The 13,972-nt window shown below is 69.5% G+C and carries 13 protein-coding genes; 12 read left to right on the forward strand and 1 reads right to left on the reverse strand.

Features of this window, described 5'->3' with window-relative positions; genetic code table 11:
• Positions 1-86 precede the first annotated feature (86 nt).
• A complete protein-coding gene (locus ACZ5WC_RS05110) occupies positions 87-1,379 on the forward strand; it encodes an MFS transporter (RefSeq protein ID WP_468539551.1) in 1,293 nt (430 codons plus the stop codon).
• Between the two features lies 1 nt (position 1,380).
• On the opposite strand, the gene ACZ5WC_RS05115 is transcribed toward ACZ5WC_RS05110, so the two are convergent.
• Positions 1,381-2,232: a C40 family peptidase gene (locus ACZ5WC_RS05115; protein WP_468539552.1), complete on the reverse strand. Its 852-nt coding sequence runs from the start codon at positions 2,230-2,232 to the stop codon at positions 1,381-1,383.
• A gap of 767 nt (positions 2,233-2,999) precedes the next feature.
• Here ACZ5WC_RS05115 and ACZ5WC_RS05120 point away from each other — a divergent pair.
• The 11 genes from ACZ5WC_RS05120 to nuoK are packed head-to-tail and all read left to right on the forward strand — an operon-like array spanning position 3,000 to position 13,960.
• Positions 3,000-3,359: an NADH-quinone oxidoreductase subunit A gene (locus ACZ5WC_RS05120; RefSeq protein WP_018490714.1), complete on the forward strand. Its 360-nt coding sequence runs from the start codon at positions 3,000-3,002 to the stop codon at positions 3,357-3,359.
• An 18-nt stretch (positions 3,360-3,377) separates the two neighbouring features.
• Complete coding sequence (locus ACZ5WC_RS05125) at positions 3,378-3,932, forward strand: NuoB/complex I 20 kDa subunit family protein (protein WP_096624888.1); 555 nt, start codon at positions 3,378-3,380, stop codon at positions 3,930-3,932.
• On the forward strand, positions 3,929-4,654 hold the full coding sequence (locus tag ACZ5WC_RS05130; RefSeq protein WP_468539553.1) for an NADH-quinone oxidoreductase subunit C: 726 nt from the start codon (positions 3,929-3,931) through the stop codon (positions 4,652-4,654). Before ACZ5WC_RS05125 ends, ACZ5WC_RS05130 begins: the two co-directional genes overlap by 4 nt.
• Complete coding sequence (locus ACZ5WC_RS05135; RefSeq protein WP_468539554.1) at positions 4,654-5,976, forward strand: NADH-quinone oxidoreductase subunit D; 1,323 nt, start codon at positions 4,654-4,656, stop codon at positions 5,974-5,976. Before ACZ5WC_RS05130 ends, ACZ5WC_RS05135 begins: the two co-directional genes overlap by 1 nt.
• 29 nt (positions 5,977-6,005) lie before the next feature.
• Positions 6,006-6,830, forward strand: a complete 825-nt coding sequence (nuoE, locus tag ACZ5WC_RS05140; protein WP_468539555.1) for an NADH-quinone oxidoreductase subunit NuoE — start codon at positions 6,006-6,008, stop codon at positions 6,828-6,830.
• Positions 6,827-8,209, forward strand: coding sequence for an NADH-quinone oxidoreductase subunit NuoF (nuoF, locus tag ACZ5WC_RS05145; protein ID WP_179500000.1), 1,383 nt, complete (start codon positions 6,827-6,829; stop codon positions 8,207-8,209). The genes nuoE and nuoF overlap by 4 nt, the downstream gene beginning before the upstream one ends.
• Positions 8,206-10,716: an NADH-quinone oxidoreductase subunit G gene (locus tag ACZ5WC_RS05150; RefSeq protein ID WP_468539556.1), complete on the forward strand. Its 2,511-nt coding sequence runs from the start codon at positions 8,206-8,208 to the stop codon at positions 10,714-10,716. Before nuoF ends, ACZ5WC_RS05150 begins: the two co-directional genes overlap by 4 nt.
• On the forward strand, positions 10,713-12,116 hold the full coding sequence (gene nuoH / locus ACZ5WC_RS05155) for an NADH-quinone oxidoreductase subunit NuoH (protein WP_468539557.1): 1,404 nt from the start codon (positions 10,713-10,715) through the stop codon (positions 12,114-12,116). The genes ACZ5WC_RS05150 and nuoH overlap by 4 nt, the downstream gene beginning before the upstream one ends.
• On the forward strand, positions 12,109-12,801 hold the full coding sequence (gene nuoI / locus ACZ5WC_RS05160; protein WP_468539558.1) for an NADH-quinone oxidoreductase subunit NuoI: 693 nt from the start codon (positions 12,109-12,111) through the stop codon (positions 12,799-12,801). Before nuoH ends, nuoI begins: the two co-directional genes overlap by 8 nt.
• Positions 12,798-13,664: an NADH-quinone oxidoreductase subunit J gene (locus tag ACZ5WC_RS05165; protein ID WP_468539559.1), complete on the forward strand. Its 867-nt coding sequence runs from the start codon at positions 12,798-12,800 to the stop codon at positions 13,662-13,664. Before nuoI ends, ACZ5WC_RS05165 begins: the two co-directional genes overlap by 4 nt.
• Entirely contained in the window at positions 13,661-13,960 is a 300-nt protein-coding gene (nuoK, locus tag ACZ5WC_RS05170) for an NADH-quinone oxidoreductase subunit NuoK (protein WP_468539560.1), read from the forward strand. Before ACZ5WC_RS05165 ends, nuoK begins: the two co-directional genes overlap by 4 nt.
• Positions 13,961-13,972 lie beyond the last annotated feature (12 nt).

The following is a 13,972-nucleotide window of genomic DNA, read 5'->3' on the forward strand; positions in this document are numbered from 1 at the left end:
TTCCGGGCGGTGCGTCCGCGCGGCCCGCATCCCCCGCACCCGGTCTGTCTGTCCACCGACGGTTCCGTCCAAGGGGCTTTCCACCCATGCCATTCGCCGTCTACGTCCTCGGGCTCGCGGTCTTCGCCCAGGGCACCTCCGAGTTCATGCTGTCCGGGCTCGTCTCGGGCATCGCCGCCGACCTGGACGTCTCCCTGTCCGCCGCCGGACTCCTCACCTCCTCCTTCGCTGTCGGAATGGTCGTCGGCGCACCCCTGATGGCGCTGTCCAGCCGCACCTGGCCCCGCCGCCGCGCGTTGCTGTTCTTCCTCGCGGTGTTCGTCGCCGTCCATGTCGCCGGTGCGCTCACCCCGAGCTACGGGGTACTCCTTGCGACCCGCTTCGTCGGGGCCCTGGCCAACGCGGGTTTCTGGGCGGTGGCTCTGACGACCGCGGTCGCGCTGGTCCCCGACGGGCTGAAGGGCCGGGCCACTGCCGTGGTCGTCGGCGGGGTCACGGTCGCCTGCGTGGTGGGCGTACCGGCGGGCGCGGTGCTGGGGGAGTGGTGGGGGTGGCGGTCGGCGTTCTGGGCGGTCGCCCTCGTCTCCCTGCCCGCCGTCCTCGCGATCCTGCGCTCGGTCCCGGGCGGCCGGGGTACGGACACGGGCGGCCAGGGCACGATTTCGGGCGGCCGGGGTACGGACACGGGCGCGGCTTCTGCATCCGTTGCATCCGTACCTACGGACAAGGGCACCGATTCCGTATCCGTACGGGACGAACTGCGCGCGCTCGCCGGGCCCCGGCTGCGGCCGACGCTGGTCACGATGGCCCTGGTGCAGGGGGCGACCTTCTGCACCTTCTCCTATCTGGAGCCGCTCCTCACCCGGGAGACGGGCCTGGGCGCGGTCTGGGTGCCGGTGTCCCTGGCGTTGTTCGGGGCGGGGGCGTTCGCCGGGGTCACGGTGGCGGGCCGGTTCGCCGACGCGCGCCCGGTCGCCGTCATCGCCACCGGCATGGTCGCCCTCGCCCTCGGCTGGGCCGCGCTCGCCCTCACGGCGGGCAGCCCTGTCCTCGCCCTGGCCCTGATCCCGCTCCTGGGGATGCTCGCCTTCGGTACCGGCACCGCGCTGATCACCCGGGTCCTGAGCCTCGCCCCCGGCGCCCCGACGCTCGCCGGGGCGTTCTCCACGACCGCGTTCAACCTGGGCGCGACGGTGGGGCCATGGGCGGGCGGCCTGGCCCTGGACGCCGGGTCCGGCTACCGGGCGCCCGCCTGGGTGAGCGCCCTGCTGATGGGCGCGGGGCTGCTCGTCGCCGCGACAACGACCGGGAGCCGCCGCCCCCGAGCGGGGGAGCGGCGGCTCTCAGCCGTGCACCGGAGCGCCCGAGGGCGCTTGTGAATCAGAGAACGCGGACCGCGCCGGTCGGCCGGTCGTAGTCCATGGAACGCTGCACGGTGCCGGTGCTGGAGTTCTGCGCACCGACGAACTGGCCGCCGCCCACGTAGATCGCGACGTGGTACGCGCTGCCGGCGCTGCCCCAGTACAGGATGTCGCCGGGCTGGAGGCTGTTCAGGGAGACCTGGGTGCCGGCGGTCGACTGGGCCTGCGAGACGCGCGGGAGGTCGATGCCCGCCGTGCGGTACGCGGCCTGGACCAGGCCGGAGCAGTCCCAGGCGTTGGGGCCGGTGCCACCGGACACGTACGCGTCGCCGACCTGGGCCTTGGCGAACGCCACGATGGACGCGGCGGAGCCGCTGACGTTCGACGAGGAGGACGAGGGGGCGGAGGCGGACGCGGAGCTGTCCGAGGAGCCCGTGGAGCCGGAGGAGGCGCTGAGCGTCGTCCGCTCGGCGGAGCGGGAGGCGCGCTCGGCCCGCTCCTTGGCCTCCGCCTCGGCCTTGGCGGCTGCTTCGGCCTTCTTCTTGGCCTCGGCCTTGCGGACGGCCTCGGCGTGCGCCTTCTTGGCCTTCTTCGCGGCGCTCTCGGCCGCGGCAGCCTCGTCGGCCTGCGTCTCCAGGTCGAGGGCGACCTGCTGGGTGGCCTGGGCGGAGGCGGCGACCACGGTGGAGAGCCCGGAGGTGATGGTGGGCATCTCGATCGTCTGGGTCACCGGTTCGGCCTGGGCCGGACCCGCGGCACCCGCGACCGCGATGGTGCTGAGGACGCCACCGGCAACTCCGGCCCGCAGTGCCGACTTCGAGGCGCGCTGGCGGGGCTTCCGGTGGCTGGGTATGTGAGCGGTGTGGGACATGGGTACTAGCGCTATCAGGGCTGTAGGGGTCCCATCAAGAAACGTGTGTTGCGACACAGTTACGTTCGGAATCTGTGAATCCGCTTTCTGGGTGCCTTTATTGACGCCGTAACGGGCAAAACGGTCAGGCAGGATCAGGCCCGTGATCACTGGCTTTCGGTAATACGCCCGAATTGCCCGTCGCTTACCATCCGTTCACACCGATGGCCAAGCCCGGTTTTCCCGCGGCGCGGGCCGAGTGACGCAGGTCACGGCATGAGTATCCGGCGGCAGGCAACCCTCGCGCCCGCGACCGCGGTCCGCCCCGGTTCCGCGGCGGGCACTCCGTCACCCCTTCCGGAAGTTCGTGAATGCGTGCACATGTCCCCTTCGGTCCTCGCCGCCCCTCGTCCGGGTGAGGGATGGCGAGGATGCGGGTGCCCTTATCGCCCCGCCGCAGTCCATCGCCAATTTGCTTGTAGTGGCTGTCCATTGATAGCGCGACACTTCTTTGACCAGCAGTAACGCCGCCGAATGTCACGTCTCGTGATCACTCGGCCGCTTCGCGTACGAAGATCACCGCTCATACGACTTCATGATCCTTCGTCAGGTGGTGGAGATCACAAAGACGTTGTCGCACCCCGTGTCGCAGATCACAGGGGGACGGGCATAGGATGCGGGGCAGTCGGGCTTGTGAACTGCCTCACATGTGCACGATCTTGGTGAGGTGGCGAGCCGGTCGCCCGATGCGGTCCAACGGTCAAGGACGACTGGAAGGAGCGAGGAGCGTGAATGCCTACGCGCCCATCCTCGTGCTCGGCGCCCTCGGGGCAGGGTTTGCGATCTTCTCCGTGGTCATGGCCACGCTTATCGGCCCCAGGCGATACAACCGGGCAAAGCTCGAAGCGTACGAGTGCGGCATCGAACCCACGCCGACGCCGGCCGGAGGCGGCCGCTTTCCCATCAAGTACTACCTGACGGCGATGCTTTTCATCGTCTTCGACATCGAGATCGTCTTCCTCTATCCCTGGGCGGTCTCCTTCGACGCCCTGGGGATCTTCGGGCTCGTGGAGATGCTGCTCTTCGTGCTCACCGTCTTCGTCGCCTATGCGTATGTCTGGCGTCGCGGCGGCCTGGAATGGGACTGAGGGGCTGAGGGGCACACCATGGGACTCGAAGAGAAACTGCCGAGCGGCTTCGTTCTGACCACGGTCGAGCAGGCCGCGGGCTGGGTGCGGAAGGCCTCCGTCTTCCCGGCCACGTTCGGACTCGCCTGCTGCGCCATCGAGATGATGACGACTGGCGCGGGCCGCTACGACCTCGCCCGGTTCGGGATGGAGGTCTTCCGCGGATCGCCGCGCCAGGCCGACCTGATGATCGTCGCGGGACGGGTGAGCCAGAAGATGGCCCCCGTCCTGCGGCAGGTCTATGACCAGATGCCCAACCCCAAGTGGGTCATTTCCATGGGAGTTTGTGCATCATCGGGTGGAATGTTCAACAATTACGCCATTGTGCAGGGTGTTGATCACATTGTCCCGGTCGATATCTATTTGCCGGGTTGTCCGCCACGTCCCGAGATGCTGCTGGACGCCATCCTCAAGCTCCACCAGAAGATCCAGGGCGGCAAACTCGGGGTCAACGCCGAGGAGGCCGCCCGCGAGGCGGAGGAGGCGGCCCTCAACGCGCTGCCCCTGATCGAGATGAAGGGGCTGCTGCGGTGAGCGAGCACACCCACGGCGACGAGCAGAACGGCAACGGCGTACCCGCCCCGCGCGACACCGGTGGCGAGGTCATCCGCGTCCGCAAGGGCATGTTCGGCGCCAACAACGGCGGCGACACCTCCGGCTACGGCGGTCTCGTCCGGACGATCACCCTGCCGGGAGCCTCCTCCCGGCCCTACGGCGGCTGGTTCGACGAGGTGGCCGACGAGCTCGAAGGGGCCCTGGAAGAACAGGACCTGCTTCCCGAGAACGCCATCGAGAAGACGGTCGTCGACCGCGACGAGCTGACCTTCCACATCGCCCGCGAACACCTGGTCCAGGTCGCCCGCACCCTGCGCGACGACCCCGCCCTGCGCTTCGAGCTCTGTACGGGCGTCAGCGGCGTCCACTTCCTCGGCGACAAGGGCCGCGAGCTGCACGCTGTCTACCACCTGCGGTCCCTCACCCACGGCCGGCTCATCCGGCTGGAGGTCTCCGCCCCGGACAGCGACCCGCACATCCCCTCGCTCGTCGAGGTCTACCCGACCAACGACTGGCACGAGCGCGAGGCATACGACTTCTTCGGGCTCGTCTTCGACGGGCACCCGGCCCTGACCCGGATCATGATGCCGGACGACTGGCAGGGCTTCCCGCAGCGCAAGGACTACCCGCTCGGCGGCATCGCCGTCGAGTACAAGGGCGCCCAGATCCCGGCTCCGGACCAGCGGAGGTCGTACTCCTGATGACCACTCCCCACGCAACATCCCGTGCCACGACCGAGGGGACTGTATATACAGTCACCGGCGGCGACTGGGACGAGGTCGTCGAATCCGCCGCCAAGTCCGACGACGAACGCATCATCGTCAACATGGGCCCCCAGCACCCGTCCACGCACGGCGTGCTGCGGCTGATCCTGGAGATCGACGGCGAGACCGTCACCGAGGCCCGCTGCGGCATCGGCTACCTCCACACCGGCATCGAGAAGAACCTCGAATTCCGCAACTGGACCCAGGGCACCACCTTCGTCACGCGGATGGACTACCTGACGCCGTTCTTCAACGAGACGGCGTACTGCCTGGGCGTCGAGAAGCTCCTCGGCATCGAGGACCAGATCCCCGACCGGGCCACCGTCCTGCGCGTGCTCCTGATGGAGCTCAACCGGCTCTCCTCGCACCTCGTGTGCATCGCCACCGGCGGCATGGAGCTCGGCGCGACCACGATCATGATCTACGGCTTCCGCGATCGGGAACTCGTTCTCGACCTCTTCGAGCTGATCACCGGCCTGCGGATGAACCACGCGTTCGTCCGCCCCGGCGGCCTCGCCCAGGACCTGCCCCCGGGCACGGTCGACCAGCTGCGCGAGTTCATCAAGACCATGAAGAAGAACCTGCCGGAATACGACAAGCTCGCCACCGGCAACCCCATCTTCAAGGCCCGCATGCAGGACATCGGCTACCTCGACCTCACCGGCTGCATGGCGCTCGGCGCCACCGGCCCGGTGCTGCGCTCCGCCGGACTCCCGCACGACCTGCGCAAGAGCGACCCGTACTGCGGCTACGAGACCTACGACTTCGAGGTCCCCACCGCCGACACCTGTGACTCCTACGGCCGCTTCCTCGTGCGGCTGGAGGAGATGCGCCAGTCGCTGCGCATCATCGAGCAGTGCATCGACCGCCTGGAGCCGGGGCCGGTCATGGTCGCCGACAAGAAGATCGCCTGGCCCGCCCAGCTCGCCCTGGGCGCCGACGGCCTCGGCAACTCGCTCGACCACATCAGGAACATCATGGGCACCTCCATGGAGGCCCTGATCCACCACTTCAAGCTGGTGACCGAGGGCTTCCGGGTCCCGGTCGGGCAGGTGTACACCGCCGTCGAGTCCCCCAAGGGCGAACTCGGCGTGCACGTCGTCTCCGACGGCGGCACCCGCCCCTACCGGGTCCACTTCCGCGACCCGTCCTTCACCAACCTGCAGGCCATGGCGGCGATGTGCGAAGGCGGCCAGGTCGCCGACGTCATCGTCGCCGTCGCGTCCATCGACCCCGTGATGGGAGGCGTCGACCGGTGACCGCATCACGCCAAGACGTCAGTCTGGGGATGCCGCAGCTCCCCGCCACCCCCTACCCGGCCGAGGTACGCGCCCGGCTCGACGCGGACGCGAAGGAGGTGGTCGCCCGCTATCCCAGCAGCCGCTCCGCCCTCCTGCCGCTGCTGCACCTCGTGCAGTCGGAGGAGGGATACGTCTCCCGTACGGGCATCGCCTTCTGCGCCGAGACGCTCGACCTCACCACCGCCGAGGTCACCGCCGTCGCCACCTTCTACTCCATGTACCGGCGCAGGGCGGGCGGTGACTACCAGGTCGGCGTCTGCACCAACACCCTGTGCGCGGTCATGGGCGGCGACGCCATCTTCGACACGCTCAAGGAGCACCTCGGGGTCGGCAACAACGAGACCACCGACGACGGCAAGGTCACCCTCGAACACATCGAGTGCAACGCCGCCTGCGACTTCGCGCCCGTCGTGATGGTCAACTGGGAGTTCTTCGACAACCAGACGCCCGAGAGCGCCACGCGGCTCGTCGACGACCTGATCGCGGGGCGGACCGTCGAGCCCACCCGGGGCGCACCGCTCTGCTCGTACAAGGAGACCGCCCGCATCCTGGCCGGGTTCCCCGACGAGCGCCCCGGTGCCGTCGAGGCCACCGGCGGGGCGGGCCCCGCCTCCCTCGTGGGGCTGAAGCTGGCCAAGGGCGAGGCGCTGCCCCAGGCACGCGTCGTCTCCCCGCGCGGTGAGCGCCCGCACGGCGCGCAGCCGCACGACCCTTCGCCGTCCGAGCACCTCAGCTCGCACGACGCACCGCAGCAGACCTCGGCCTCCGACCCGGAGCACCCGGCCGGGCCCGCAGCCGAGGAGGGGGAGTGATGACCTTGGCCGCCGAGATCGACCGCAACGGGACGAGCCCCGAGAAGCTGCTCGCGCCCGTCCTCTCCTCCTTCTGGGACCAGCCCGATTCCTGGACCCTGGACACCTACCGCCGCCACGAGGGCTACGAGGGCCTGCGCAAGGCGCTCGCCATGTCGCCCGACGACCTCATCGCGTACGTCAAGGACTCCGGTCTGCGCGGACGCGGCGGCGCGGGCTTCCCCACCGGGATGAAGTGGCAGTTCATCCCGCAGGGGGACGGCAAACCGCACTATCTAGTTGTCAACGCCGACGAGTCGGAGCCGGGGACCTGCAAGGACATCCCGCTCCTCTTCGCGAACCCGCACAGCCTCATCGAGGGCATCGTGATCGCCTGTTACGCGATCCGTTCGTCGCACGCGTTCATCTATCTGCGCGGTGAGGTCGTACCCGTGCTGCGACGACTGCACGAGGCCGTACGAGAGGCGTACGAGGCGGGATATCTGGGGACGAACATCCTGGGTTCAGGACTCGATCTGGAACTCACGGTGCACGCGGGTGCGGGTGCGTACATCTGTGGTGAGGAAACCGCGCTGCTCGACTCTCTCGAAGGACGGCGTGGCCAGCCCCGGCTGCGACCCCCCTTCCCTGCGGTCGCCGGTCTGTACGCCTGCCCCACTGTGGTGAACAACGTCGAGTCCATCGCCTCGGTTCCCGCGATCCTGAACAAGGGCAAAGACTGGTTCAAGTCGATGGGCAGCGAGAAGTCCCCGGGCTTCACGCTCTACTCGCTCAGTGGCCATGTCACCAGCCCCGGCCAGTACGAGGCACCGCTCGGCATCACGCTGCGTCAACTCCTCGACATGAGCGGCGGCATGCGGGCGGGCCACCGGCTGAAGTTCTGGACCCCGGGCGGCTCCTCCACCCCGATGTTCACCGACGAACACCTCGACGTGCCCCTCGACTACGAGGGCGTCGGCGCCGCCGGGTCCATGCTCGGCACCAAGGCGCTCCAGTGCTTCGACGAGACGACCTGCGTCGTGCGGGCGGTCACCCGCTGGACCGAGTTCTACGCCCACGAGTCCTGCGGCAAGTGCACGCCCTGCCGCGAAGGGACCTACTGGCTGGTCCAGTTGCTCCGCGACATCGAGGCGGGCAAGGGCCAGATGTCGGACCTCGACAAGCTGAACGACATCGCCGACAACATCAACGGCAAGTCGTTCTGCGCGCTGGGCGACGGCGCGGCCTCGCCGATCTTCTCCTCCCTCAAGTACTTCCGCGAGGAGTACGAGCAGCACATCACGGGCAAGGGCTGCCCCTTCGATCCCGCCCGGTCCACGGCATGGGCCGACGACAAGAACGCCGAAGGCAAGAACGCTCACCGGGGGGTGAACGCATGACAGTCACCACGAGTGCGCCCTCCGGGGGCGGCGAGGCGGCCGTACCGCCCGAGGACCTGGTCACGCTGACCATCGACGGCATCGAGATCAGCGTCCCCAAGGGGACCCTGGTCATCCGGGCCGCGGAACTCCTCGGCATCGAGATCCCGCGGTTCTGCGACCACCCGCTCCTCGACCCGGCAGGCGCCTGCCGTCAGTGCATCGTCGAGGTCGAGGGCCAGCGCAAGCCGATGGCCTCCTGCACCATCACCTGCACCGACGGCATGGTCGTCAAGTCGCAGATCACCTCTCCTGTGGCCGAGAAGGCGCAGAAGGGCGTGATGGAGCTGCTGCTGATCAACCATCCGCTGGACTGCCCCGTCTGCGACAAGGGCGGCGAGTGCCCCCTCCAGAACCAGGCGATGTCGCACGGCGGAGCCGACTCCCGCTTCGAGGGCAGGAAGCGGACCTTCGAGAAGCCCGTCCCGATCTCCACCCAGGTGCTGCTGGACCGCGAGCGGTGCGTGCTCTGCGCGCGCTGCACCCGGTTCTCCAACCAGGTGGCGGGCGACCCGATGATCGAGCTGATCGAGCGCGGCGCCCTCCAGCAGGTCGGCACCGGCGAGGGCGACCCCTTCGAGTCGTACTTCTCCGGCAACACCATCCAGATCTGCCCGGTCGGCGCGCTGACCTCGGCGGCGTACCGATTCCGCTCCCGCCCCTTCGACCTGGTCTCCACCCCCTCGGTGTGCGAGCAGTGCTCCGGCGGCTGTTCCACGCGGACCGACCACCGGCGCGGCAAGGTCATGCGGCGCCTCGCGGCCAACGAGCCCGAGGTCAACGAGGAGTGGATCTGCGACAAGGGGAGGTTCGGCTTCCGTTACGCCCAGCAGCGTGACCGGCTCACCACCCCGCTGGTCCGCAACGCCGAAGGCGTCCTGGAACCGGCGAGCTGGCCCGAGGCGCTGGAGGCCGCGGCCACCGGTCTGCTCGCCGCCCGCGGCCGTACCGGCGTACTGACCGGCGGCAGGCTGACCGTGGAGGACGCCTACGCGTACAGCAAGTTCGCCCGGGTCGCCCTCGACACCAACGACATCGACTTCCGCTCCCGGGTCCACAGCAGCGAGGAGGCCGACTTCCTGGCCGCCCGGGTCGCCGGACGCGGCCGGGACCTGGACGGCGAGGGGGTCACGTACACCGCGCTGGAGAAGGCCCCCGCGGTCCTGCTCGCCGGGTTCGAGTCCGAGGAGGAGGCCCCCGGCGTCTTCCTCAGGCTGCGCAAGGCCCACCGCAAGAGCGGCCAGCGGACCTTCGCGCTCGCCTCGCACGCCACGCGAGGCCTGGTGAAGGCGGGCGGCACGCTGCTGCCCGCCGCCCCCGGCACCGAGACCGAGTGGCTGGACGCGCTCGCGGGCGGCGTCGGCCTGGAGGGCGAAGGGGCCGCGGCCGCGGAGGCGTTGCGCGCGGAGAACTCCCTGATCATCGTCGGCGAGAGGCTCGCCGGGGTATCCGGCGCACTGTCCGCCGCCGTGCGCATCGCAACGGCCACCGGCGCACGCCTGGTGTGGATTCCGCGCCGGGCGGGCGACCGGGGCGCGGTCGAGGCGGGCGCACTCCCCTCGCTGCTGCCCGGCGGCCGCCCGGCCACCGACCCGCGGGCCCGGGACGAGGTGGCGTCCCTGTGGCGCGTCGCCGAACTGCCCTCCCGCTACGGGCGCGACACCGGCCAGATCGTCGAGGCCGCGGCCACCGGCGAACTGGGCGCGCTCCTCGTCGCCGGCGTCGGCGTCGAGGACCTGCCCGACCCGGCCCGCGCGATCGAGGCACTGGACGGGGTCGGCTTCCTGGTCTCCCTGGAGCTGCGGCCGAGCGCGGTCACCGACCGGGCCGACGTGGTCTTCCCGGTCGCCGCCGTCGCGGAGAAGTCCGGCACCTTCCTCAACTGGGAGGGCCGGGTCCGGATGTTCCAGGCCGCACTGAAGCCCGAGCAGATGTCCCGGACGCTCTCGCCGACAGACTCGCGCGTGCTGCACATGCTGGCCGACGCCATGGACGTGCACTTCGCGCTGCCGGACCTGGCCGCCGCCCGCCGCGAGCTCGACCGGCTCGGCGGCTGGGAGGGCGGCCACGCGGACGACCCGCACGAGTCGGCGCAGCCGCTTCCCCGGCCCGGCGACGGTGAGGCGGTCCTCGCGGGCCACCGGATGCTGCTCGACCTCGGCCGGCTCCAGGAGGGCGACACCGCGCTCGCCGGGACCCGGCATGCGGCCGTCGCCCGCCTCTCGGCCACCACCGCGGCCGAGACCGGCGTCAAGGACGGCGACCTGCTCGCCGTCACCGGACCCGCCGGCACCGTCGAACTGCCCCTGGCCGTCACCGACATGCCGGACCGGGTGGTCTGGGTGCCGCTGAACTCGGTGGGAGGCGGCATCCCCGCCGACACCGGTGCGAACCCCGGCGGCCTGGTGCGGATCGGCCCCGCCGCCGCGCCAGGTGCACCCGTCGAACCATCGGAGGTACGAGCGTGACTGGCCTCACCGCACTCACGACGGCGCCCGAGCGTGCCGTCCTCGCCGCCGAGGATCTCTCGATGTTCGGCACCGACCCCTGGTGGCTGGTGCTCCTCAAGGCGGTCTTCTGCTTCGCGTTCCTGATGCTGGTCGTGCTCTTCTCGATCGTGTGGGAGCGCAAGGTCGTGGCCTGGATGCAGCTGCGCATCGGCCCCAACCGGCACGGCCCCTGGGGGCTGCTCCAGTCCCTCGCCGACGGCGTCAAGCTGATGCTGAAGGAGGACGTGGTCGTCAAGGGCGCGGACAAGGCGGTCTACGTCCTCGCGCCGATCCTCGCGGCGATCCCCGCCTTCATGGCGATCGCGGTGATCCCCTTCGGCCCGGCGGGCAACGAGGTCTCGATCTTCGGCACGCGCACCACGATGCAGCTGACCGACCTGCCGATCGCCGCCCTGTACATCCTCGCGGTCGGCGCGGTCGGCGTGTACGGATTCGTCCTCGGCGGCTGGTCGTCGGGCTCGACGTACCCGCTGCTCGGCGGGATCCGCAGCTGTGCCCAGATGATCAGCTACGAGATCGCGATGGGCGCCGCCTTCGCCTCGGTCTTCCTCTACTCCGGGTCGATGTCGACCTCGACGATCGTGGAGGCGCAGGCGGACCGCTGGTACATCATCCTGCTCCCGGTCTCCTTCCTCATCTACATGGTGACCATGGTCGGTGAGGCCAGCCGGGCACCGTTCGACATGCCGGAGTCCGAGGGCGACCTCGTCGGCGGCTTCAACACCGAGTACAGCTCCATCAAGTTCGCGATGTTCATGCTCGCCGAGTACATCCACATGGTGACCGTGTCGATGATCGCGGTGACGCTGTTCCTCGGCGGCTGGCGGGCCCCGTACCCCGTGTCCGCGTTCTGGGAGGGGGCGAACCAGGGCTGGTGGCCGATGCTCTGGTTCTTCCTCAAGCTCCAGGCGCTGATCTTCTTCTTCATCTGGCTGCGCGGCACCCTGCCACGGGTCCGCTACGACCAGCTGATGAAGCTCGGCTGGAAGGTCCTCATCCCGGTCTCAGTGGTCTGGCTGATGCTCGTGGCCACCGTCCGCGCCCTGCGGAACGAGGGATACGACTTCTCCCGGATCGTGCTGTATGTCGCCGCGGGCGTGATCGCGATCCTGCTGATCTCCTTCGTTGTCGACATGTTCCGCGACCGCAGGTCCAGGGCCGAGGCGGAAGCGGCCGGTCCGGAGCCCGCATTCGACCCGATGGCGGGCGGGTATCCGGTGCCACCACTGCCCGGACAGACCCTGCCACCGGTGCCCAGGCGCAGGCCACGGCGGGAGCGGGAGCTCGTTGTCAGTGGTGGGCCCGATACTCAGAGTGACGGAAACGCGAGTGACGGAAAGGAGGCCGGCGGTGTCTGAGAAACCAGAGCTCACGGGCTCATCGGGATCCGCTGGGTCCTCGGGCGAACAGGGAGCGGGGGAGAAGTTCCAGAACCCCGTGGCCGGCTTCGGCGTGACCTTCAAGGCCATGTTCAAGAAGCGGCTCACCGAGCAGTATCCGGAGACGCCGAAGGTCACGGCGCCCCGCTTCCACGGCCGCCACCAGCTCAACCGCCACCCGGACGGCCTGGAGAAATGCGTCGGCTGCGAGCTGTGCGCCTGGGCGTGTCCGGCGGACGCCATCTACGTGGAGGGCGCGGACAACACCGAGGAGGAGCGCTACTCCCCGGGAGAGCGCTACGGCCGCGTCTACCAGATCAACTACGCGCGCTGCATCCTCTGCGGACTCTGCATCGAGGCCTGCCCCACCCGGGCGCTGACGATGACGAACGAGTTCGAGCTCGCCAACACCACCCGCGAAAGCCTCATCTACACCAAGGACGAGCTGCTCGCGGGCCTGGACGAAGGCATGGTCGACAGCCCGCACGCGATCTTCCCCGGCATGGACGAACAGGACTACTACCGGGGCCTGGTCACCGAGGCCGCGCCCGGCACGGTCCGGCAGACGGCCGTGTCCAAGGGCGAGAACGGCAAGTCGGACGAGGACCCGATCGAGTCGACCCGGGCCGCCGACGCCCGGCAGGACAAGGAGGTGGACGCGTGAACGCGCTGGCCGCAGCCGCCACCACCTCCACCGGCGAGGCCGTCCAGTTCTGGATCCTGGGCACCGTCGCCGTGATCGGCGCGCTCGCCACGGTCCTGATGAAGAAGGCCGTGCACAGTGCCCTGTCGCTCGCGGGGACGATGGTCATCCTGGCCGTGTTCTACCTCGCCAACGGGGCGTATTTCCTCGGCATCGTCCAGGTCGTCGTCTACACCGGCGCGATCATGATGCTGTTCCTCTTCGTCGTCATGCTCGTCGGTGTCACCGCGGCGGACTCCCTGAAGGAGACCCTCAAGGGCCAGCGCTGGCTGGCGCTGGGCTGCGCCCTCGGCTTCGCCATCCTGCTGATCGCGGGCATCGGCCACGCGTCGCTGAGCACGTTCAACGGGCTCGGCGACGCCAACGCCCGGTACGGCGGCAACGTCGAGGGGCTCGCCAATCTCATCTTCACCGAGTACGTCTTCGCCTTCGAGATCACCGGCGCCCTGCTGATCACCGCGTCCGTCGGAGCGATGTTGCTCACGCACCGCGAGCGCACCGAACGGGCCAAGACCCAGCGGGAGATGTCCGAGGAGCGCGTACGCGGCAAGCACCTGCCGCCGCTGCCCGCCCCCGGCGTCTACGCCCGGCACAACGCGGTGGACATCGCCGGACTGCTCCCCGACGGCACGCCGTCCGAGCTCACCGTCATGCAGACCCTGCGCCGACGCGGCCAGATCCGTGACGTCTCGCAGGAGTCCCTCGCCGATCTCAAGGCTCTGGAGCAGCGCTCCGGCGAGCGGCTCGGACGCGACGACGCGGACGCCACGGCGCGCGGGGCCGGTCCCGCTTCCGCGGCGGAGAACTCGGAGGCCGCCAAGTGAACCCGGTCAACTACCTCTACCTCGCGGCCATGCTGTTCGCGATCGGCGCCTCCGGGGTGCTGATCCGGCGGAACGCGATCGTGGTGTTCATGTGCGTCGAGCTGATGCTCAACGCGTGCAACCTGACGCTCGTCGCGTTCTCCCGGATGCACGGCAACCTCGACGGGCAGATCGTCGCCTTCTTCACGATGGTCGTCGCCGCCGCGGAAGTCGTCGTCGGGCTCGCGATCATCGTGTCGTTGTTCCGTTCCCGCCACTCGGCCTCGGTCGACGACGCCAGCCTGATGAAGCTGTAAGGGGTCCGGAAA

The sequence above is a fragment of the Streptomyces sp. NPDC033165 genome, from assembly GCF_055577965.1.